The 19,871-nt window shown below is 71.9% G+C and carries 19 protein-coding genes and 1 pseudogene; 9 read left to right on the forward strand and 11 right to left on the reverse strand.

Going from position 1 to position 19,871, the window contains the following annotated elements; genetic code table 11:
• Positions 1 to 62: 62 nt before the first annotated feature.
• The 4 genes and pseudogenes from V2W30_RS30770 to V2W30_RS30785 all read right to left on the reverse strand — a co-directional run bounded on the left by V2W30_RS30770 (position 63) and on the right by V2W30_RS30785 (position 4,510).
• A pseudogene (locus V2W30_RS30770) lies at positions 63 to 925 on the reverse strand (polysaccharide deacetylase family protein).
• A 27-nt stretch (positions 926 to 952) separates the two neighbouring features.
• Positions 953 to 2,506: a carboxylesterase/lipase family protein gene (locus V2W30_RS30775; RefSeq protein ID WP_338701630.1), complete on the reverse strand. Its 1,554-nt coding sequence runs from the start codon at positions 2,504 to 2,506 to the stop codon at positions 953 to 955.
• Entirely contained in the window at positions 2,503 to 3,189 is a 687-nt protein-coding gene (locus tag V2W30_RS30780) for an alpha/beta hydrolase (RefSeq protein WP_338701632.1), read from the reverse strand. Before V2W30_RS30780 ends, V2W30_RS30775 begins: the two co-directional genes overlap by 4 nt.
• A gap of 34 nt (positions 3,190 to 3,223) precedes the next feature.
• Positions 3,224 to 4,510 (reverse strand): MFS transporter, encoded by a 1,287-nt coding sequence (locus V2W30_RS30785; protein WP_338701634.1) that lies wholly within the window; start codon positions 4,508 to 4,510, stop codon positions 3,224 to 3,226.
• Between the two features lie 400 nt (positions 4,511 to 4,910).
• On the opposite strand from V2W30_RS30785, the gene V2W30_RS30790 reads away from it, so the two are divergent.
• Together V2W30_RS30790 and V2W30_RS30795 are read left to right on the forward strand one after the other, a co-directional pair.
• Entirely contained in the window at positions 4,911 to 5,972 is a 1,062-nt protein-coding gene (locus V2W30_RS30790) for a LacI family DNA-binding transcriptional regulator (RefSeq protein WP_338701636.1), read from the forward strand.
• Between the two features lie 50 nt (positions 5,973 to 6,022).
• A complete protein-coding gene (locus V2W30_RS30795) occupies positions 6,023 to 6,361 on the forward strand; it encodes a DUF6479 family protein (RefSeq protein ID WP_338701638.1) in 339 nt (112 codons plus the stop codon).
• 9 nt (positions 6,362 to 6,370) lie between these two features.
• On the opposite strand, the gene V2W30_RS30800 is transcribed toward V2W30_RS30795, so the two are convergent.
• A complete protein-coding gene (locus tag V2W30_RS30800) occupies positions 6,371 to 6,628 on the reverse strand; it encodes a WhiB family transcriptional regulator (RefSeq protein WP_338701640.1) in 258 nt (85 codons plus the stop codon).
• 229 nt (positions 6,629 to 6,857) lie between these two features.
• On the opposite strand from V2W30_RS30800, the gene V2W30_RS30805 reads away from it, so the two are divergent.
• Complete coding sequence (locus tag V2W30_RS30805) at positions 6,858 to 7,181, forward strand: plasmid stabilization protein (protein ID WP_338701642.1); 324 nt, start codon at positions 6,858 to 6,860, stop codon at positions 7,179 to 7,181.
• Positions 7,182 to 7,316: 135 nt separating this feature from the next.
• Positions 7,317 to 7,577: a hypothetical protein gene (locus V2W30_RS30810; RefSeq protein WP_338701644.1), complete on the forward strand. Its 261-nt coding sequence runs from the start codon at positions 7,317 to 7,319 to the stop codon at positions 7,575 to 7,577.
• Here V2W30_RS30810 and V2W30_RS30815 read toward each other — a convergent pair.
• The gene (locus tag V2W30_RS30815; protein ID WP_338701645.1) at positions 7,518 to 8,483 is read right to left on the reverse strand and encodes an ABC transporter substrate-binding protein; all 966 of its coding nucleotides are present in this window, start codon (positions 8,481 to 8,483) and stop codon (positions 7,518 to 7,520) included. The genes V2W30_RS30810 and V2W30_RS30815 overlap by 60 nt on opposite strands.
• A 74-nt stretch (positions 8,484 to 8,557) precedes the next feature.
• Complete coding sequence (locus V2W30_RS30820) at positions 8,558 to 9,475, reverse strand: PPK2 family polyphosphate kinase (RefSeq protein ID WP_425244616.1); 918 nt, start codon at positions 9,473 to 9,475, stop codon at positions 8,558 to 8,560.
• Between the two features lie 244 nt (positions 9,476 to 9,719).
• Between V2W30_RS30820 and V2W30_RS30825 the strand changes: the two genes are divergently transcribed.
• The gene (locus tag V2W30_RS30825; protein ID WP_338701646.1) at positions 9,720 to 10,454 is read left to right on the forward strand and encodes an alpha/beta hydrolase; all 735 of its coding nucleotides are present in this window, start codon (positions 9,720 to 9,722) and stop codon (positions 10,452 to 10,454) included.
• A 72-nt stretch (positions 10,455 to 10,526) separates the two neighbouring features.
• Here V2W30_RS30825 and V2W30_RS30830 read toward each other — a convergent pair whose 3' ends face one another.
• Positions 10,527 to 11,912 (reverse strand): PhoX family protein, encoded by a 1,386-nt coding sequence (locus V2W30_RS30830; RefSeq protein WP_338701648.1) that lies wholly within the window; start codon positions 11,910 to 11,912, stop codon positions 10,527 to 10,529.
• 181 nt (positions 11,913 to 12,093) lie between these two features.
• Positions 12,094 to 13,173 carry a cell division protein ZapE gene (gene zapE, locus V2W30_RS30835; RefSeq protein ID WP_338703832.1) on the reverse strand — a complete coding sequence of 360 codons (1,080 nt, stop codon included), beginning with the start codon at positions 13,171 to 13,173 and terminating at the stop codon, positions 12,094 to 12,096.
• Positions 13,174 to 13,255: 82 nt separating this feature from the next.
• Between zapE and V2W30_RS30840 the strand changes: the two genes are divergently transcribed.
• The 4 genes from V2W30_RS30840 to msrB all read left to right on the forward strand — a co-directional run bounded on the left by V2W30_RS30840 (position 13,256) and on the right by msrB (position 16,662).
• Positions 13,256 to 14,101, forward strand: coding sequence for a pyrimidine reductase family protein (locus V2W30_RS30840; RefSeq protein ID WP_338701649.1), 846 nt, complete (start codon positions 13,256 to 13,258; stop codon positions 14,099 to 14,101).
• A 144-nt stretch (positions 14,102 to 14,245) separates the two neighbouring features.
• Positions 14,246 to 14,719: an indole-3-glycerol phosphate synthase gene (locus V2W30_RS30845; RefSeq protein WP_338701650.1), complete on the forward strand. Its 474-nt coding sequence runs from the start codon at positions 14,246 to 14,248 to the stop codon at positions 14,717 to 14,719.
• 118 nt (positions 14,720 to 14,837) lie between these two features.
• Entirely contained in the window at positions 14,838 to 16,244 is a 1,407-nt protein-coding gene (gene murC / locus V2W30_RS30850) for a UDP-N-acetylmuramate--L-alanine ligase (protein ID WP_338701652.1), read from the forward strand.
• Positions 16,245 to 16,254: 10 nt separating this feature from the next.
• Entirely contained in the window at positions 16,255 to 16,662 is a 408-nt protein-coding gene (gene msrB, locus V2W30_RS30855) for a peptide-methionine (R)-S-oxide reductase MsrB (RefSeq protein WP_338701654.1), read from the forward strand.
• Positions 16,663 to 16,696: 34 nt separating this feature from the next.
• Here msrB and V2W30_RS30860 read toward each other — a convergent pair whose 3' ends face one another.
• Together V2W30_RS30860 and V2W30_RS30865 are read right to left on the reverse strand one after the other, a co-directional pair.
• A complete protein-coding gene (locus tag V2W30_RS30860; RefSeq protein ID WP_338701656.1) occupies positions 16,697 to 17,548 on the reverse strand; it encodes a PRD domain-containing protein in 852 nt (283 codons plus the stop codon).
• A 136-nt stretch (positions 17,549 to 17,684) separates the two neighbouring features.
• Positions 17,685 to 19,706: a glucose PTS transporter subunit IIA gene (locus tag V2W30_RS30865; RefSeq protein WP_338701658.1), complete on the reverse strand. Its 2,022-nt coding sequence runs from the start codon at positions 19,704 to 19,706 to the stop codon at positions 17,685 to 17,687.
• Positions 19,707 to 19,871 lie beyond the last annotated feature (165 nt).

A 19,871-nucleotide genomic window follows, 5' to 3' on the forward strand; every position in this document is an offset into this window, starting at 1 on the left:
GGTCAGCACCTTCCCTGCGTGGTCGCGGCCGCGGGCGCACGGTCGCGGCCCTCGGCGTACGGTCACGCCGTCCTGGCCGCCCCGAGCAGCTCCGAGACACGGACGAAGCGGAAGCCCTTCGCGCGCAGCGCGGGCACCACGGCGCGCACCACGCGCTCCGTCGTCGGCGCCGCGCTGCGCGTGCAGTGCATGACGACCACCGAACCGGCGCGCACCCCGTCGAGCACCTGCCGCGTCACCGCGTCGGCGTCCGTCGCGAAGGCGTCCCCGCTCACCACGTCCCACTGCACGGCCGTGACCCCGGCCGGGGTGAGGGCCCGCAGCGCCTGCTTGTCGTAGCAGCCGCCCGGGAAGCGGAAGTACGGGACGACGTGCTCGACCCCGGCCTTGCGGAACGCCGTGAACGCCCGCTCCACGTCCGCGCGCATCCCGGCGGCCGGGACCCTCGGCAGCCCGTAGCAGTCGCCGGTGAAGGCGTAGTGGCTGTACGAGTGGTTGGCGACCTCGAAGAGCGGGTCGCGCCCGATGTCCTTGGCCGCGGCCGGATACTCCTCGGCCCAGCGTCCCGTCATGAAGACGGTCGCGGGCACCTTCAACGTCCGCAACGCCGAGATGAGTTGTGGGTTGTCGAAGTGCTCGCCCGCCGCGGCGCGCGCGCCCTGGTCGGCGGTCATGTCGGCGTCGAAGGTGAGCGCGACGGTGCGCTCCTTCGCGCGCGCGGCGCTCTTGAAGACCGGAGTGAGACCGGCCGGGCCCGGGGCGAGCGTGGGCGGCACGGTCGGCGACGGCCGAACCGAGGGCTCGCGGCCGGATGCCCGGCCCGCCCCGGCTGCGTGGGCTCGGTGCCGCCACCACAGGCGGCGGCACCGAGGGCGAGAGCGCCGAGGGCGCAGGTCGACACGAGACGGCGTACGTAGCTGATCACGCCGTGACCATAACGCCGTAAATGGGATTATTCGGTCAGCCGGCGACCGGTCTCACCCCACAGCGCCCGCCGCTCCCCGAACGGGTCAAGCGCGACCTCACCCACCTGCTCGCCGCCCGTCGCCGTGGCGTCGCGGCCGCCGAGCAGCAGCGTCTCCCGCCGTGTCCCGGTGAACCGGGGCCAGGTCGGCAGCAGGTGGTGCGCCGGGGAGCCCTCGCGCGCGAAGTGCGCCCAGGCCCCGCTCATCGCGTCCGCGAGCCGCTGCGGCGCCTTGTCGCCGACCCAGGCGCGCAGTCCGGGCCCGTCCAGGACGTCGAACACGTACGGGATGTCGAGGGTGTGCGCCGCGCCCAGCTGCCCGCCGAGCGCCGGGGTCGGCTCCCGGAACAGATACGACCACACGCGCCCGCCGCCCTCGGCGGCCGCGTCCAGGAACGCGTCGGTGGGCTCGCGGAACAGGTCGTCGGTGAGCAGCGCGGCGAGCCTCGCCGTGGCCGAACTCCCCTCCTGCGCACGGTAGACGGCACGCGCCCGGCCCCGCGGGTCCGCGTCGGGGAAGGCCCCGGCGAGCGCGTCCTCGAAGTCCTCCTCCGTCGCGCCGGGCCCGAGCCCGGTGAACAGCCGGCCCTCGTGCTCGTTCGTCCCCGCGAGCACGGGTATGTGGGCGCACGAGCCGTTGCGCAGTGCCCGCAACGGATGCACCGGCAGCACGGCCCCGTCCACGACCGGCGTGAACGGGATCGCCCGTACGGCATGTCGGCGCATCAACTCGTCCTGTGCGACCAGCAGTTGCTCCGCACTCGCCGTCCGCAGGGCGTCTCGTACGTCGCCCGCGCCCGTCCGCTCCTTCAGTACGACCGCGTACGCCCGCGCCACCTCGGCGGCCTCGGCCGCGGAGCGCACCGCACGGGCCGGCGGGCTCTGGAGGATCGCCCGGTGGATCAGCGGCCGGGCCGCGGGCGCCCCGAGCAGCGCGGCGACACTGCCGCCGCCCGCGGACTCCCCGAACACGGTGACCCGCCCCGGATCGCCCCCGAACCGCGCGATGTTGTCCCGCACCCACGTCAGCGCGGCGATCTGGTCCTGGAGCCCCAGGTTCGCGGACGCCGCGTACTCCTCGCCGAGCAGTTCGGGCACGTACAGCCAACCGAGCGCGCCCAGGCGGTAGTTGAGCGACACGACCACGACGCCGTACCGCTCGGCGAGCCGCGCGCCGTCGGTCCACACCTGGTGGCCGTACCCCTGGACGTAGCCGCCGCCGTGCACCCACACGAGCACCGGGCAGCCCGAACGGCCGCTCGGCGTCCACACGTTGACGGTCAGGCTGCCCGCCTCGTCGGTGGCCACCCGTCCGGTTCCGACCACCTCCTCCAGGAGCGGGTCGGGTCCCTGCGGCGGTGCGGGCGAGGCGGCGAGACAGTGCCGTACGCCGGTCCACGCCGCCGGTCTCCCCGGCGGCCTGAACCTCGCCTCGCCGACGGGATCGGCCGCGTACGGAATCCCCAGATACCGCTGGACACCACCGCGCAGCCGGGTGCCGCGCACCTCGCCGCTCGCCGTGAGCGTGGTCACGGCCGTCACAGCCAGCCCTCCAGCGACGCCAGGAAACCGTCGAGGTCGTCACGGTGGATCGTGTGCCCCGCGCCCTTCACGGTCCGCACCTCGAACCCGCGCCGCACCAGCTCCTCCCTCATCTCCTCCGGGACCAGGAAGCTCGGGTCGGCGACCTGTACGAGGGACGGCACGACGGCGGTCGCCGGGGTGCGGTCGATCGCCCGCTCCCCGGCGACGGCGAGCGCGGACCGCGGGTCCCAGTCGGCGAGCGTCGCCAACTCGACGTCGATGTCGGCCTCTTCCCAGCGCGGGTTGAGGTTCCGGATCATCTCGCGGCTCGCCCCGCGGAACTCCATGAACACCGCCGGGTCGAACTCCTGGCTGAGCGCCCACGCCGGATCCGCGTACACCGCGCGACGCGGGGCGAGCCGCTCCACGGCCAGCGAGAGCGCGAGCCCGCCGAGCGAGTGCCCCAGCGCCAGCTCGGCACCGGCGGGCAGGGTCTCCACGAGGTCGTCGGCGAACGCGTCGACGCTGTACGCCCCGCGCCCGCTCGCCCCGTGCCCGCGCAGATCGACGGCGATCACCCGGTACCCGAGCCCCGCGAGCGCGGGTCCCACCCGCCGCCAGGTCCGGTGGTCCGACATGATCCCGTGGACCAGCAGGGCGACGCGGTCACCGCTGCCCCACTCACGGGTGTGCAACTTCATCAGGGGATGCCTCTCTCTCACGTACGTACGGTGCTCAGCGCACGCCACGGATGGGGCGCACGGCGAGCGCGCCGAGCACGGCCAGTGCCGCGCCGACGACGAACAGGGTGGTGTAGCCGCCGGACACGGACACGATCACGGAGGCCACGAACGGGGCGACGATCTGCGGCCCCGCGGTCGCCATGTTCAGGACGCCGAGGTCGCGGGCCGTGTCGCCCTCGCTCGGCAGGATCATCGTCACCAGGGCGTTGTCGACGGCCATGAAGCAGCCGAAACCGAGGCCGTTGAGGCCGGCGAAGACGAGCATGGCGGGCCATGTCGGCGAGATCGCCGGGACGAGCAGCGAGACGGCGGAGACGAACGCCGAGACGCCGACGAACAGCTTGCGCCGGTCCATCCGGTCGGACAGGACGCCGCCCACCAGCGTGGCGACGGCCATGGCGACCGCGGAGACGGGCGTGAGGATCGCGACGGCATCGGCGGGCTCCATCCCCTTCGGCAGCGAGACATGATCATCCAGGATGTACAGCTGGTAGCCGAAGACCGAGAAGTAGCCGAGCACGAGCAACGCCCGCCCGATGAAAGCCCACTTGAAATCGTGATCGCGCAGGGCGCTCATGAACGCGGCCACCTGCTGCTTCAGCGGGGCCACTTCACGCGCGGGCTGCTTCTCCTCCCGCGTACAGGCGGTGAACACCACACCGGCGACGGCCACGAAGAGGCCGAGGATCAGATATCCGGTACGCAACTGCTCGGTGAACGCCGCGCCTATGACGGCTCCGAGCGTCGACCCGAGGGGCATGCCGAGACCGACGGCGGCCGAGGCCCTGCCGCGCGCGGAGACGGGCACGCGGTCGGGCACGACGGAGGTGAGGGCGGCCTGGAACACGTTCATGACGGCCTGTCCCACGCACCAGGCGATGGCGACGAGCAGCACCGTGTTCACCCCGCCGAGCAGCGCCATCGCCCCGACGGCGGCGAGCCCGCCGCCGAGGATCCAGGGGTTGCGCCGCCCGGAGCGGTCGGACAGGGCTCCGGCCACCGGGTTGAAGAGCGTGGCGAACACCGCGCTCACCCCACTGACCAGTCCGAGCAGGGCGACCTTGTCCGCCCGGTCGATGTCCTCGATCTGCAGGGGCAGCAGGACGCCGCCCACCCCGACGTACAGGGTGAACATCGCGGTGTTGCCGAGGGTGAGCAACGGCAGCAGGCCGCGCGGGGCGCGGGCCGGGGCGCCAGGCGTGGCGTCCGGCGCGGCGTCGGGGGTGGCATCAGGGGTGGTGGCGCCGGCCACGGGATCGTGCTGGGCGGAAAGGGCCACGTTGCCCTCCTCCTCGGAGTCCTCATGAGTGTCCTCATGACAGAGTGGTTACACGTGTAAGCTGACACGTGTAACGGATTCTTAGCACCCGGGTGCCGTCGCGCACCAGACCTTCGCGCAGGGAATCCGGTCCGATCGCCGCCGAGGGGGGTGTCGCGGGGGTGCTGGGGCTTCCGTGGGTCTCGTGCCCGATGTGCCTGAGGCGGCCGAGGGTGGCGAGGTGAGCGAGGTGGCCGACATGGCCGAGGTGGCCGACGTGAAAGGATGCGGGACTCACCAGTCGTGAAGTCGGAACCTCGTGAATGTCGGAACCTCATGAATCCCCGAGCCTCATGAATCCCCGAGCCTCATGAACCTCAGAACGTCGTGATCGCCAGAACGTCATGAATCCCGGAACGCCATGAACGACAGTCCGCGCAACGCGCCCACGCCGCCCACGCCGCCCACCAGTTCCGCGGTCGCCCGCCACGCCGGGGTGTCCCGCGCGACGGTCAGCTACGTCCTCAACGGTCAGGCCGCCGGCCGGGTCAGCGCCGCCACCCAGGCCAAGGTCAAACAGGCGGCGCAGGACCTGGGCTACGTCCCGCACGCGGCCGCGCGTTCCCTGCGGTCCGGGAGCAGCGCCCTGGTCCTGATCGCGGTCCCCGCCGACAAGGTCCCGGCCTTCGGGCCGCTCTTCGCGGGTTTCGTCGCGCGTTTCCAGACGGCGCTGGAGGAGTACGGCTACACCGGCGTCCTGCACGGCGCCCGCGCGGACCGTTCACCGCTGGACACCGCCCGCGCCTGGGCCGAACTGCGCCCCGCGGCCGTTCTCACCACCTTCGGCGCCCCGCTCACCGAGGAGTCGGTCGCCCTGCTGCACCGTTCGGGCACCCGCGCGGTCCTCTCCCTCGGGCCCGCGCCGACGCCCGGCGCGCACGGCATCACGATCGACCAGGAGGAGATCGGCGCCGTCGCGGCGGCCCACCTCCTGGCGACAGGTCGCCGCGCCCTGGGCGTGGTGGTCCCGGACGAGCGCGGCCTCGACTCCTTCAGCGGTCCGCGCCTCGCGGGAGCGCGGGCGGCGGCGCGCGCCTTCCCCGGGGCGACCGTGACCCCGCTGCCGCTCGCCCCTACGGAGGAATCGGCGGCCCGAGCCCGACAGGCCATCTCGGAAGGCCACGTGGACGGCGTCTTCGCGTACAACGACGAGTACGCGATGCTCCTCATGCGCGCGCTCCAGGACGCGGGCGTCGACATCCCCGGCGAGGTGGCGCTGGTCGGCGCCGACGATCTCCTCCTCGCCCGGCTGCTGCGCCCGCGCCTGACGAGCGTGCGCACGGAACTCCCCGCACCGCACGAGGTGGCGGCGCTCGTGGACCGCGCGATCACGGACCCGTCCTTCGCGCCCGGGGTGAGCTACCGCACGAAGGCGCAGGTCGAACCGCGTGACTCGACGGGTGACGGAGCGGGACCGGCGTGACGTCTCCGTCGCCGGAGGCGTGATCGCCGAGTCGTGGGTACCCGGCTCCCATGAACCGACTCGCCACCACCACCGTCACCGCACTCCCTGACGTCTCCGCGGCGGTCGTCTCGTTCGTCGGAGGCCTGGTCATCGCCCTGGCCCTGATCTGGGCCGTGTGGTTCGGCATCAGGACCCGCCGGCGCGAGCCCGGCCCTCCCGCACCGGAGGAGCAGCCGAAGCTCCCCGACAGCGGCCCCGTGCGCGAGGTCCAGGAAGTGCGGGAGCCCGAGGAGATGCCGAAGACGGACGACAACCGACACCGGCTGACCCCGCACCAGCTCAAGCACCAGAGCAGCAGGCCCAGCGACGACCAGCACCGCCCCCGCTGGAGCGGCGACAGCGGCTGATCGTCCGGGTCAGCGGGCCCCGGCCCGCCGGGCCCGTCGTCGTTCGGCGCGCAGCAGGCCCGCACGCTCGGTCTCCGACGTGCCGCCCCACACCCCCGTCGTCTGTCCGGTCGCGACGGCCCATTCCAGGCACGCCGCGATGACCGGGCAGCGTCGGCAGACCTCCTTCGCCTCGTGTACGTCGTGCACGGCGGGCCCCGTCGTGCCGACCGGGAAGAACAGCTCAGGGTCCTCACCGACGCACGCGGCCCGCTCGAGCCACTCCATTTCCGTTTCCCTCACAGGTACCGGCATGACGGCGCGGGTGCCCCACAACAGCCGCGTGAAAACGCCGAGTTTGGGCGCACGGACCACGGGGACCCGAGCCCCCGGCCCGAGTGGCCGGGGAGCGAAGGGGAACCGGGGCCGCGGGACCACACGGACCGCGGCCCCGGCCACGCCCGGAACCCGGCAACCGAGCCCGCGCACCGAACCGACACGGAAGGGAGACGAGAAGATGCCGAGCGGATCCGATGCCGAGCGCGAGCGCCAGTACGAGAAGATCAAGCGGAGCGCCCTGGACCGCGGCGAGAGCACCCGCCGGGCCGAGGAGATCGCCGCCCGCACCGTGAACAAGGAGCGCGCGAGGTCCGGCGAGGCGAGGACGGCGAGCCGTACCTCGACCCACGACCTCTCGTCCGGCCGACGTGGCGGCCTCCGCTCGCACCAGGGAGCCGCGGGCCCCACACGCGATCAGCTCTACGAAGAGGCCAGGAGCCGCGACATCAAGGGCCGTTCGTCGATGACGAAGGCCGAACTGGCCGAGGCACTCGGCCGCTGAACGACGGAACCGCTGAACGACGGAACGCAGAACGACGGAACCGCAGAACGACCGAACCGCAGAACCACTGAGCCGGCGAGCCGATGAGCCGCAGTGCCATCGAGTCGCCGTCGAACATGAAGGAGGGCCGTCACCGTGACCAGGCACCCCGAGCCGGAGATCCGTCCCGAGACGCCGGGCAAGACAGCGCCGGCCGTCCCCCGGGACCTGCCCGACCAGCAGGCGGGCGCCCACGACGGCGACCCGCTCGACGTCACCCCGCCGGAAGCGGCGCGGGAGGAGGCGCCGGACGACACCGTGCCCGAGCCCGACGAATCCGGGACGGGCCGCAAGGGCTCACCGCGCTCCGGCGGCGTCCACCCCGACCAGCCGGTCCCCGACGAGCCCTCCGGCTGACGGCCCGACCGGACCCGGGGCGTCACGCCCGCGCGCGCAGCGCCCCGCGACCGCGTCGAAGAACGCCGCGTGGGCCACCGCGCTGGCCGCGAGCTCCGGGTTCCACGGCAGCACCAGAGCCCGCTCGGCGACGGCGGCCCACTGCGGGTCGCCCACGTACTCGTCGGCCGGAGCCGCGTTGGCCCGCGCGTCCAACAGGACGACATCCGGGGCGAGTTCGGCCGCGTCACCCCAGGTCCCCGTGTGCCAGTTGGCGCCGGGGCCCTCGGGCGGCTCCACCGTGCGCACGCCGAGACCGCCGAGCGCGCTCAGGTCGGGCCACTTCCCGGGCCGCGCCAGATGCACGCTGTCGGCGCCGCCCGGCGACAGGGCGAGCACCCTGGCCCCGCCCGCGCTCCGTGCCGCGACGTCCGCCAACTCCCGCTCGGCACGCTCCAGTTCGGCCAGGACGGACGGCTCCTCCGCAGCGCCGAGCGAACGCCCGAGCTCCGCGAACCGCTCCCGCACCCCGGCCAGGCTCCGCCCCTGCCCCACGTCGATCACGACGACCGGGACGTGCTCCTCCAGGTGCTTGGCCGTGTCGGGCTCGATCCCGTACACCTGCCCGCCGCCGTACGTGAGGGCCACGACCAGATCGGGCCGCACCGCGAGCACGTCGTCGAGGCCGAGCCCCGCCCCCGCGCCCAGATACGCCACGTCGTCGAGCGGCAGGACGCCCGACTTGGCGCGGTCCGGATGCTCTCCGTCGTGGTACGAGCCGAAGATCCCGACAGGCCGTATCCCGAGATCCCACAGGCCCGCCCCGGCCTGTATGTAGGCGACGACCCGGGCGGGCGGCTCCGCCGCAGCGGCCGGATGGCCGCGGTCGTCGGTGAACTCCCACGCTGTGGTTGACCGTTGTTCCATGCAGGGACCTTGCCCAGGCCGCCCGCGCGGCACGCGGCCCCCCACCCGCCAAATCCGGCCACGCGTACGGCGGTTCACTCGGTGGCGAGCAGCCGCCTGCGGCACTCCTCGACGTCGAAGTCGGCCTTCGGGTACTGCGGGTCCATCGCCTCCAGATGCTCCGACAGCAGCTTGCTGATGGCCCAGTTGCGATACCACTTGCGGTCGGCCGGGACCACGAACCACGGAGCCGCGTCCGTCGAGCACCGCTCCAGGGCGATCTCGTACGCCTCCTGGTACGCGGGCCACAGCGCGCGCTCGTCGATGTCGCCGGGGTTGAACTTCCAGTGCTTGTCGGGGTTGTCGAGCCGTTCCAGGAGCCGTCGCTCCTGCTGCTCGTAGGAGACGTGCAGGAAGCACTTCACGACGACCACGCCGTCGTCGACGAGGGACTGCTCGAACCGGTTGATCTGCCCGTAGCGCCGGCCGAGCTGACTGCGCGGCACCAACTCCCGTACGCGCGCGATGAGCACGTCCTCGTACTGGGACCGGTCGAAGATGCCGATCTCGCCGGGCTCCGGCAGCGCCTTCATCACCCGCCACAGGAACGGGTGGTTCAGCTCCTCCCTGGTCGGCGCCTTGAAGGCCTTGATGCGGCAGCCCGACGGATTGAAGAGCCCGATCACGTGCTTGACGGTGCCGCCCTTCCCGCTGGTGTCCATGCCCTGGAGGATCAGCAGGACACGCCGCCGGTCGCCGGCCGACCCCGCGGCCCACAGCCGCTCCTGGAGGCCCGCGAGGCGCTCGCCCATCCGGGCGGTCGCGGCGACGCCCGCCGCCTTGTCCGCGGGGCCGCCGGGCGTCGCCGCCGCGTCGTACGACGACAGGTCGATCGGCTCGCCCCCGGGGACGCGCAGCAGCTCGCGCAGCGGAGGCGGGGCGCTCCGGGACGCCTTGCGGGCGGCCTTGCTCTGTCCGCCGGCCTTCCCGCCGCCCTTCTTGTTCTTCGCCACAGCGCACCCCTTCAGGTCAGGTCCTCCGATCCTGCGTCGGGATGCGGACCACCGCTACCCGGCCTCAGCGGAAAACCGTTCGCGGGACCGCGGCCCCGCCTGGTAGCTTGCGGGCGGCCGTGCGGAAGAACGAGGAGGTGGTACCCGTGAAGACACAACTGACATGGGTGCTCCCCTCTGGGGTCACGGCCGGGCGATAGGTCGTCCGGGAGCGCCACGCTGTGCACTCCCGAAAGGCACGACCATGCGTTTCCTCTCTGAGCAGCGCCTCGACGACGGCATCGTCGAGCGCGAGTTCACCCTCGGCGAGATCCCCGGCACCCTGTGGACACCCGCGTCCGCTTCCGCGTCCGCACCGGTCCCGCTGATCCTGATGTCCCACAACAACGGCCTGCCCAAGGCGCAGCCCCGCCTCGTGGCCCGCGCCCGGCACACCGCGGCCTGCGGCTACGCCGTCGTCACCATCGACGCCGCCGGATGCGGCGACCGGCCCCGGTCCGCCGAGGCCGAGCGGACCCGCGCCGAGCTGGGCCGCGCGATGCGGGCCGGTGAGCCGGTCGACGAGATCTTCGAAGCCCTCATCGGCCCGCTGGTCGAGAACGCGGTCCCGGAATGGCTGACCACACTGGACGCCGCCCTTGAGCTGCCGGAGGTCGACGACGGGCCGGTCGGATACACGAGCTGGACCGCCCTCGGCATCCGCCTCGCGGCGGTCGAGCCGCGCATCAAGGCCGCGGGCTTCTTCGCCGGGGGCTACGTGCCCCGCGCCCAGCGCGAGGAGGCCCGGCAGCTCACCGTCCCCCTGCTGATGCTGTTGCAGTGGGACGACGAGGGGAACCCGCGCCGGCGGGCCCTGGAGCTGTTCGACACCTTCGGCAGCAAGGAGAAGACGCTGCACGCCAACCTGGGCGGGCACACCGGCACCCCGTGGTTCGAGGCGGAGGACGGCAACCGGTTCTTCGGGCGGCACCTGAAGTGAGATGAGGTGGGACCGGGCCGGAACCTGTGCCGCCCGGCGGCACAGGTTCCGGCGGGTCGGTGACGCACACGGTCAGGAGTGCCAGGGACCCGTCACCGCGAACGTCGTGCCGGGCGTGTAGCAGTTCACGTACATCGTGTCGCCGTCGGGGGAGAAAGTGACCCCCGCGAACTCGCCCCACTCCGGGGCCTCGGGCGTCCCGATGTTCTGCCGGCCCCGCGCCATGGCGTACACCTCGCCCTTGCGCGTGACGCCGAAGACGTGCTGCGCGCCCTCACCGTCCTCGCACACCATCAGGCCGCCGCTGGGCGCGAGGCAGATGTTGTCGGGCTCCTCGCCGGGCAGTTGCACGTCGGTGTCCGGCCCGAAGACGATGACCAGCGTGAGGCGGCGCGACGCCGGGTCGTACCGCCAGATCTGCCCGAAGTGGTCGGCGGCCGAGCCCTCCCTGCTGCGCGCGTACGACGACACGAAGTAGACGCACGACCCGCCCCAGTAGCAGCCCTCCAGCTTCTGGGCGTGCGTGATGCCCTTCGGCCCGAAGTCCTGGTTGCGGATGGGGGTCTGCGCGGCCAGCGGGTCCGGTACGTCGACCCACTCGACGCCGCCGAAGCTCGCCCCGGTCTCCTGGACCGCCGACAGGTCGGGCACGCCCGGCACCCGCATCGCCTGGAGCCGGCCGCCCGCGCGCAGCGAACCCAGGCCGCCCTCGGGCTTGTTGGGCAGGAAGCGGTAGAACAGGCCGAACGGGGACTGGAACGCGTCCTCCGTCTCGTAGACGATGCCGCGCCGCGGATCGACGGCGACGGCCTCGTGCTGGAAGCGACCCATCGCGGTCAGCGGGACGGCACCCGAGCGGTGCGGGTCGACCGGGTCGACCTCGAAGATGAAGCCGTGGTCCTTCGTGTAGCCGTTCGTACCGGCCCGGTCCTCGGTCTCCTCGCAGGTGAGCCAGGTGCCCCAAGGGGTGTGGCCGCCCGCGCAGTTGACGGCCGTACCGGCGATCGCGACCCGCTCCGACAGCACGTTCCCGTGCCGGTCGACGGTGAGCGCCGTACAGCCGCCCTTGCCCATCGGGTCGTAGGTGAGGCCGGCGACGGTCGGCACCTGGATCTTCGCGGTGACCCGGTTCTCGTGGTTGCGCACGAGGTGCACGCGGCCCTGTCTCCCGGCGAAGGCGGCCATGCCGTCGTGGTTGCTCGGCACCTTGCCCTCCCCGGACCGCAGGGGGTCCCCTTCGCGGGAGAGCACCTTGTACGAGAACCCCTTCGGCAGGTCGAGCAGTCCGGCCGGGTCGGGCACCAACGGCCCGTAGCCGCCCTTCCCCTGTGCCGCGGCGGACCCGGCGAACAGCTCGGAGACGGCCCCGGCGAAGGTGATCCCCACCCCCAGCGCGCCGGTGCGGGCGAGGACTTGACGTCGTGTTGCGGACTGCCGTGCATCGGTGGTGCGTGACATGAGAGCAACTTCCTGTTGGCGGACAGGACTGTGACCCGGCTGTGTCTATCACGCACACTCCGTCACGGGAACCACGCGCGTAGCAAGTGCAGCTAGAGGATGGTTACTCGTGTAGCCAAGCGGCCTTCCCGCCCCGGGACCTACGGGGGAGGAGGCGCGGCCCCTGGGCGCGGACGAGCCCCTATGCGCGGACGAGCCCCTTCGCGTCCCGGGCCAGTGCCGTGAGCCGCGAGATCGCCCGGAAGTACTTCTTCCGGTAGCCGCCGTTCAGCATCTCCTCGCTGAAGAGCCGGTCGAACGGCTCGCCCGCCGCCAGCACCGGGATCTCGCGGTCGTAGAGCCGGTCCGCGAGGACCACGAGGCGCAGGGCCGTCGACTGGTCGGGGACGGCGGAGACATCGGTGAGGCAGACGGCCTTGAGGTGGTCCGTCAGGGCGCCGTAGCGGCTCGGGTGCACCCGGGCGAGATGCTCCAGGAGGTGCGGGAAGTCGTCGAGCGACGCGCCCTCGGTGGCGTACGCGGCCTTGGTGACCTGCTCGTCGGAGAACGGCGCGGGGGCCTCGGGCAGCCCGCGGTGCCGGTAGTCCTCGCCGTCGATGCGCAGCGGACGGAAGTGCGCGGACAGGCCCTGGATCTCGCGCAGGAAGTCGGCGGAGGCGAACCGGCCCTCGCCGAGCTTGCCCGGCAGTGTGTTCGAGGTGGCGGCGAGCGCGACGCCCGCGTCGACCAGCTTGCCGAGCAGGGTGGAGACCAGGACGGTGTCGCCGGGATCGTCGAGCTCGAACTCGTCGATGCAGAGCAGCCGGTGGCCGCTGAGCGTCTTCACCGTCTGCTGGAAGCCGAGCGCGCCGACCAGGTTCGTCAGCTCGACGAACGTGCCGAACGCCTTGAGCTCCGGCGCGGCCGCGGTCGCGTGCCACAGGGAGGCGAGGAGGTGGGTCTTGCCGACGCCGTAGCCGCCGTCGAGGTAGACGCCGCGCGGCCCGGTCGGGGCGGCGGCCTTCTTGCCGAAGCCGAACAGCCCGCGCTTCTTCCCGGAGCCCGAGGCGTGCGCCCCGCCGAGCCCGGCGGCGAAGGAGCTCAGGACCGAGACGGCCTGCGTCTGGCTCGGCTGGTTCGGGTCGGGGATGTACGTCTCGAAGCGGGCGGTGCTGAACCGGGGCGGCGGCACCATCTCCGCGACCAGGCGCTCCGCGGGGACGTGCGGTTCACGGGCGCACAGGGACAGCGGCGCCGCGTCGGGTATGGGGCTGATGCCCATGGGGCGGGACTCCCGGGAGTCGGCGGCTTCGGTGGAGGACGACACAACTCCTCAGCTTAGTGGCCGTGCCACACTGCACGTCATGCGACGCCTGTTCCCTGTGACGTACGAAACAGCAGATGGCAAGGGGTACGAGGGCCAGGAGGTGGCCGAGGGGCCGGTGAGCCGCGAGTGGAGTCTCGACGAACTCGCCGACGCCTACGCCTACCCCGCCGGTACCGGAGCCGGTCGGGAGGTCGGTCAGGAGGGGGACGTGTGGTTGCGCGCCAACATGGTCTCCACGCTCGACGGGGCGGCCCAGCACGACGGCCGCTCGCAGCCCATCTCCTGCCCCACCGACATGCGGATCTTCGGCACCCTGCGCGGCCTCGCCGACGTGGTGATCGTCGGCGCCCAGACCGTCCGCCAGGAGGGCTACCGGCCCGCCCGCGCCAGGGAGGCCTTCCTGGCACGCCGGGCGGCCGCGGGCCAGCGTCCGGCCCCCTCGATCGCGGTCATCAGCGCGAGCCTCGACCTCGACTTCGACCTGCCGCTGTTCACCGACCCGCTGGCGCCGACGTTCCTGGTCACGGGGGCGGGCGCCCCGGCCGACCGGGTGGCGGCCGCGCGCAGGACGGGCACCGAGGTGCTGGTCGCCGGCGAGGGCGCGACCGTGGACCCGGACCGCGCGGTGCGGGCCCTCGCCGAGCGCGGGCTGCGGCGGCAGCTCACCGAGGGCGGTCCCCGGATGCTGGGTCAGTTCGTGGCGGCCCGGGTACTCGACGAGCTGTGTCTGACGGTGGCGCCGTTGCTCACCGCGGGTGACGCGCAGCGCATCGCGGGAGGGTCGACCCTGGCCGTGCTGGAACGTTTCGAACTGGCATCTCTCCTGGAGGAGGACGGTTTTCTCTTCACTCGGTACCGTCGGACCCGACACTCGACGGAATGAGTCGTTCCGTTTAGCTTCCGCTGGGCACACTAAATCTCGCAGACCCCGTGCGGCCACGGGGCAGGATGGTTTCCGCAGTTCCGCTGGTCCACCCCGGGGGGTCGTCGCAAGGCGGCCCACGGTAGGAGAAGAAGGGCGCCCGTCGTGTTCACGAGCGTATTGATGATCGAGAAGGCCCTGACGTCTGCCGACGTGGAGTTCGTCACCACTTTGCACGGTGACGAGGAAGTCTCTTTCCATGTGCTGCTCCAGCCCCGCGGCGACCAGGCCGACCGCCTGCTGCGGGCCATCGACGACGTCGCCATGGGCGAGCTCGACGAGGCGGCGCGGGAGGACGAGGTCCCCGAAGGCGACGAGGCCAAGGCGCCGGCCGAGCAGGCCCTCGCGGTCTCCCTTGCGGCCCTGCACCAGGCGGGCTGCGCGGCCGAGGGGCGACTGATCGAGGACCACCCGCTGGACGCCCTGAAGGCGCTGGTCGACGACGTCAAGGCGGACGAGGTCATCGTGCTGACCGACCCGCACTACGTCGAGGAGTTCTTCCACCGCGACTGGGCCTCCCGCGCCCGGCACAAGGTGGGCGTTCCGGTTCTGAAGCTGTTCTCGTACAGCAAGGCGTGAGCGGTGCCGTAGCCGAGGTGCGAGGCGGGCGGGGCCGAGGCAATAGGCTTGGCCCCGTCCGTCGCCGTTCCGGCCGCGGATCAGGACACCCAAGGACGACCTCAGGGGAGCGACACGTATGGCACCCGGCCTGCCCACTTCTACCGCCGCCATGGACCGACCGCACTTCATCGGCATCGGCGGCGCCGGAATGTCGGGCATCGCCAAGATCCTCGCGCAGCGCGGCGCGCGGGTCGCGGGCAGCGACTCCCGTGAGTCCGCCACCGCCGAGGCCCTGCGTGCGCTCGGCGTCACGGTCCACATCGGCCACGACGCCGCGCACCTCGCGCCCGACGCCAGCTGCGTCGTCGTCTCCTCCGCGATCCGCGAGGACAACCCGGAGCTGGTCCGCGCCGCCGAGCTGGACATCCCCGTCGTCCACCGCTCGGACGCGCTCGCGGCCCTGATGGACGGCCTGCGCCCGATCGCCGTCGCCGGTACGCACGGCAAGACGACCACGACGTCGATGCTGGCGGTCTCGCTCAGCGCCCTCGGGCTCGACCCGTCGTACGCGATCGGCGGCGACCTCGACGCCCCTGGTTCGAACGCGCTGCACGGCGAGGGCGACATCTTCGTCGCCGAGGCCGACGAGTCGGACCGCAGCTTCCACAAGTACCGGCCCGAAGTCGCGATCATCCTGAACGTCGAGCTCGACCACCACGCCAACTACGCGTCGATGGACGAGATCTACGACTCCTTCGAGACGTTCACGTCCAAGATCGTCCCCGGCGGCACGCTGGTGATCGCCGCCGACCACGACGGCGCGGTCGAGCTGACCCGCCGTATCCGCGACACGACGTCCCTCAAGGTCGTCACGTACGGCGAGTCCGAGTCGGCCGACATCCGCATCCACAAGATCACCCCGCGTGGGCTGGCCAGCGAGGTAACGGTCCTCCTGGACGGCAAGCTGCTCACCTTCACCGTCTCGGTCCCCGGCCGCCACTACGCGCACAACGCGGTCGCGGCCCTCGCGGCGGGCGTCGCCCTCGGCATCCCGTCCCGGAACCTGGCGGGCGCGCTGAAGTCCTACACGGGCGTCAAGCGCCGCCTCCAGCTCAAGGGCGAGGAGAACGGCGTGCAGGTCGTCGACTCGTACGCCCACCACCCGACCGAGATGACCGCCGACCTGGAAGCCATGCGCTCGGCGGTCGGTGACTCCCGCATCCTGGTCCTCTTCCAGCCGCACCTCTTCTCCCGCACCCAGGAGCTGGGCAAGGAGATGGGTGACGCCCTGAAGCTCGCGGACGCCTCGGTCGTGCTCGACATCTACCCGGCGCGCGAGGACCCGATCCCCGGCATCACCAGCGCCCTGATCGTCGACGCGGCGCGTGCGGCCGGCGCCGACGTGCAGCCGGCGAGCGACAAGGCGGCGGCCGTCGAGGCGATCGCGGGAATGGCGAAGCCCGGCGATCTCGTTCTCACCATGGGAGCGGGCGACGTCACGGACCTCGGCCCGCGGATCCTGGACCACCTCGCACAGCGCTGAAGGAGACCTCATGTCGTACGACGTCGAGAAGCCGGACGAGCAGTGGCGCGCGGAGCTGACCCCGGCGGAGTACGCGGTACTGCGCCAGGCCGGCACGGAGCCCGCCTTCGTCGGTGAGTACACCGACACCAAGACCAAGGGCGTCTACTCCTGCCGCGCCTGCGGCGCGGAGCTGTTCACCTCGACGGAGAAGTTCGAGTCGCACTGCGGCTGGCCGAGCTTCTACGACCCGAAGAACTCGGACGCCGTCGAGCTCATGGAGGACCGCTCGCACGGCATGGTCCGCACGGAGGTCCGCTGCGCACGCTGCGGCTCGCACCTCGGGCACGTGTTCGAGGGCGAGGGGTACCCCACGCCGACGGACCAGCGGTACTGCATCAACTCGATCTCGCTGCGACTGGCGGCGGACGAGGACTGACGGACCGGGCCGCCCGGCCCGCTCGACCTGGAGGTCACGCCGCGTCGGCGTCGGCCTCCATGGTCATGCGGGCCATGTGCAGCGCCAGGTACGAGATCTCGTCGTCGCTCAGCCGCTCGCCCAGCCGCAGCTCGACGATCGTCGCCAGCTTCTGCGCCGTACCGGTCGCCTCCGGGTAGTGCTGGCGGATGCCCTTGCCGATCGTGGACTCGTGGCCCTTCAGCTGGCGGTGCTGCTGGATCCGCACGAAGAGATAGCGGACGTGCGTGATGAACCGCGCCGCGCTCAACGACTCCTGCGCCACGTCCAGGCCGTACTGCTCGCGCACGACGGCGAGCATCTGCTGGATGACCCCGGTCATCGTGTACGTGAACGACAGGTCGCCCGACGCGAAGCCGGCGTTGACCAGGTGCAGGGCGAGCGCCGTCGCCTCGGAGGGGTCGAGGCGCGGGTCCACCCGCTCGTTGATGGCCGCCAGCAGGCTCTGCGCCTGGGCGTACTCGGTGCCGTACAGGGCCTGCGTCTCGGCGCGCAGCGGGTACTCGACGACGATCCCGCGCTTCGCCCGGTCCAGGGCGCCCGCGACATGGTCGGCGACCGCGATGGCGAGGGTCGGCCGCGTGGACTCGCGCCCCTCGATGCCGACCTCTTCGAGCGCGATGACGACGGCGCGCAGGACCTCCTCGCCGATGAGGGCGAAGACCTCGGCCAGATGATCGGGATCGCGGCCGTCGGCCGGGACGAAGACGCGCACGATCAGCGCGGGGTCGATGGGCTTGCCCTGCTGCGAGCTGAACCCGATGCCACGCCCGGTGAGGATGACCTCCTGGCCCCGCTCGTCACGAGCGAGGACCACATTGTTGTTCAGGACGCGTAGTGCCTCCACCGGCCCTCCTTTCCGTCCGTGGTCCGATGCCTGTCCGATGATCCCGTATTGTCCGCCGTCCGCGCCAACCGCGCCGGAACGGCCACGGTGCGCGCGCCCCGCGGAGGGACGCGCGCACCGGACGGACGGCGGAGGGTTACCGCTGGACGGTCACCACGGGGGCGCCGGCGACGACGTCCTGCCCGATCCGCGGCTCGACCGAGGCGAACTCGGCGGTGTTGGGGACCGTCATGAGGGTGACGGTCGGGTGCTCCGCGGCGCGCACGGCGTCGAGGTCGACCTCGGCGAGGAGATCGCCGACGGAGACCTTCTGGCCGGACTCGACGCGTACGTCGAAGCCCTCGCCCTGCATCTTGACCGTGTCGATGCCGACGTGGACCAGCACCTCGACGCCGTCCGCGGTGCGGATGCCGAAGGCGTGACCGGTGTCGACGACGGTGACGAGCTCACCGTCGACCGGGGCGACGATGCGGCCGTCGGCCGGCTCGATGCCCACGCCCTCACCGAGCGCGCGGGACGAGAAGACCGGGTCCGGGACCTCGTCGAGGCCGACCACACGGCCCGCGACCGGCGCCGCGAGCTCCACCTTCGCGGCGGTGACGACCTCACGGTCGTCGGCCGGCGCGTCCTCGCCGCGGGCGGCGGCCTCGGCGGCGTCGCGCTCGGCGTTGGCCTGGGCGCGGTCCTCCTTGGTGCGGAAGTCGGAGAAGTAGACGAGCGCCATCGAGGTGAAGAAGGCCGCGGTGATCGCGATGATGTACGTGACCATCGGGTCGAAGACCGGGATGGTGAGCAGCGAGGTGAAGGCGAAGGCGTCGGTGTCCACGCCGCCCATGACGCCGACGATCACACCGCCCACGAGGCAGCCGACGAGCATGCGCGGGTAGATCCGCTTGAAGCGCAGGTGGATGCCGTACAGGGACGGCTCGGAGATACCGCCGAACAGACCCGCGGCGAGCGCGCCGGTCGCGGTCTGGCGCATCTCCTTCTCACGGTGACGGATCGAGAGCAGCAGCACACCGGCGGTGGCGCCGAAGCAGGCGAAGTTCCACGCGCCCATGGGGCCCTGGATGAAGTCGTACCCGAGGGTGCTGATGTTCTGGAGCATGAGGGCGTTCAGCGGCCAGTGCAGGCCGAGCGGCACCAGGAACGGGTAGATCAGCGGGATCAGGATCGCGAAGACGATCGGGGCGTTGTTGTTCAGCCACGACAGACCCTCACCGAGGCCGTTGCCGGCCCAGATGCCCATCGGGCCGATGAGGAACGCGGTCACCGGGATCATGATCAGCATGCTGAAGAACGGCACGAACACCATGTGCACGTTCTCCGGGAAGACGCGCTGCAAGCCTTTGTAGACCAGGGCGAGCAGGGCGACCATCAGCAGCGGCACGAAGACCTGGCCGCCGTAGTCGTTCAGCTGCATCGGCAGGCCGAAGACGTGCGCCACGCACTCCTGGGTGCCCAGGGTCGCGTTGGTGGTGCAGGTGATTCCGGGGATCCCGGAGTCCTTGTTGAGCATGCCGGTGAAGTTCGGGGTCATCACCGCGGCCATCACGGCGGCGCCGACCCACGGGTCGATCTTCAGCTTCTTGGCCGCGTTGTACGCGACGAAGATCGGCAGGAAGTACAGCACCGAGCGCCACATGGCGTCGACGAACACCCAGGTCGCGGACTTGTCCGTGGCCCGGAAGTCGACCAGCCCGAAGGCGTCGAGCATGGAGGCGATCGCGATGATCAGCGAGGAGCCGAGCAGCACGCCCATGAGCGGGCGGAACGAGTCCGAGAGGTACTCGAAGAAGTTGTCGACCCAGGCGAAGCGGCCGCGGCTCTTGGCGCGCATCTCGGCCTTGACGTCCGCGTCGGACTTCGGCTTGGCCGTGCCGCCCGCGGTCATCGACGGCAGGTTCATGATCTCGGAGTAGACGCGTGCGACGGCGCCTCCGATCACGATCTGGAAGCGGTCGCCGGACTGCGGCACGGTCCCCATGACGCCACCGAGGGCGTCGAGGGCGGCCTGGTCGACCTTCTGCCCGTCGTGGAGCTGGAAGCGCAGCCGCGTCGCACAGTGCGTGAGGCTCTCGATGTTCCCGGGCCCGCCGACGCCACGGAGAATGCTCTCCGCCAGCGCCTCGGTACCCGGTGCGGTGGTGCTGCTCATGATGCTTCCTCGCATCTCGGATTCTTGCTGTCGTACATCGGCTCGTGATCGCTCCCGACCCGGGTCCGGGCAACAAAAAAGGCCCGGGCAACGCCAAACGGCGTTTCCCAGGCCTTGCCTCGCCTCACGAGGACGGCGACGTCTTCGTGGGGAGTAACAACCCTG

This window comes from Streptomyces sp. Q6, assembly GCF_036967205.1.
Classification (GTDB): domain Bacteria; phylum Actinomycetota; class Actinomycetes; order Streptomycetales; family Streptomycetaceae; genus Streptomyces; species Streptomyces citrinus.

Excerpts from the sequence above, each read along its gene's own strand:
- V2W30_RS30800 (WP_338701640.1), bottom strand. The coding sequence starts at position 6,628 with ATGGAGTGGCTCGAGCGGGCCGCGTGCGTCGGTGAGGACCCTGAGCTG.
- zapE (WP_338703832.1), bottom strand. The coding sequence starts at position 13,173 with ATGGGCATCAGCCCCATACCCGACGCGGCGCCGCTGTCCCTGTGCGCC.
- V2W30_RS30780 (WP_338701632.1), bottom strand. The coding sequence starts at position 3,189 with ATGAAGTTGCACACCCGTGAGTGGGGCAGCGGTGACCGCGTCGCCCTG.
- V2W30_RS30815 (WP_338701645.1), bottom strand. The coding sequence starts at position 8,483 with ATGGAACAACGGTCAACCACAGCGTGGGAGTTCACCGACGACCGCGGC.
- V2W30_RS30790 (WP_338701636.1), top strand. The coding sequence starts at position 4,911 with ATGAACGACAGTCCGCGCAACGCGCCCACGCCGCCCACGCCGCCCACC.
- V2W30_RS30830 (WP_338701648.1), bottom strand. The coding sequence starts at position 11,912 with ATGTCACGCACCACCGATGCACGGCAGTCCGCAACACGACGTCAAGTC.
- V2W30_RS30840 (WP_338701649.1), top strand. The coding sequence starts at position 13,256 with ATGCGACGCCTGTTCCCTGTGACGTACGAAACAGCAGATGGCAAGGGG.
- msrB (WP_338701654.1), top strand. The coding sequence starts at position 16,255 with ATGTCGTACGACGTCGAGAAGCCGGACGAGCAGTGGCGCGCGGAGCTG.
- murC (WP_338701652.1), top strand. The coding sequence starts at position 14,838 with ATGGCACCCGGCCTGCCCACTTCTACCGCCGCCATGGACCGACCGCAC.
- V2W30_RS30805 (WP_338701642.1), top strand. The coding sequence starts at position 6,858 with ATGCCGAGCGGATCCGATGCCGAGCGCGAGCGCCAGTACGAGAAGATC.
- V2W30_RS30795 (WP_338701638.1), top strand. The coding sequence starts at position 6,023 with ATGAACCGACTCGCCACCACCACCGTCACCGCACTCCCTGACGTCTCC.
- V2W30_RS30825 (WP_338701646.1), top strand. The coding sequence starts at position 9,720 with ATGCGTTTCCTCTCTGAGCAGCGCCTCGACGACGGCATCGTCGAGCGC.
- V2W30_RS30865 (WP_338701658.1), bottom strand. The coding sequence starts at position 19,706 with ATGAGCAGCACCACCGCACCGGGTACCGAGGCGCTGGCGGAGAGCATT.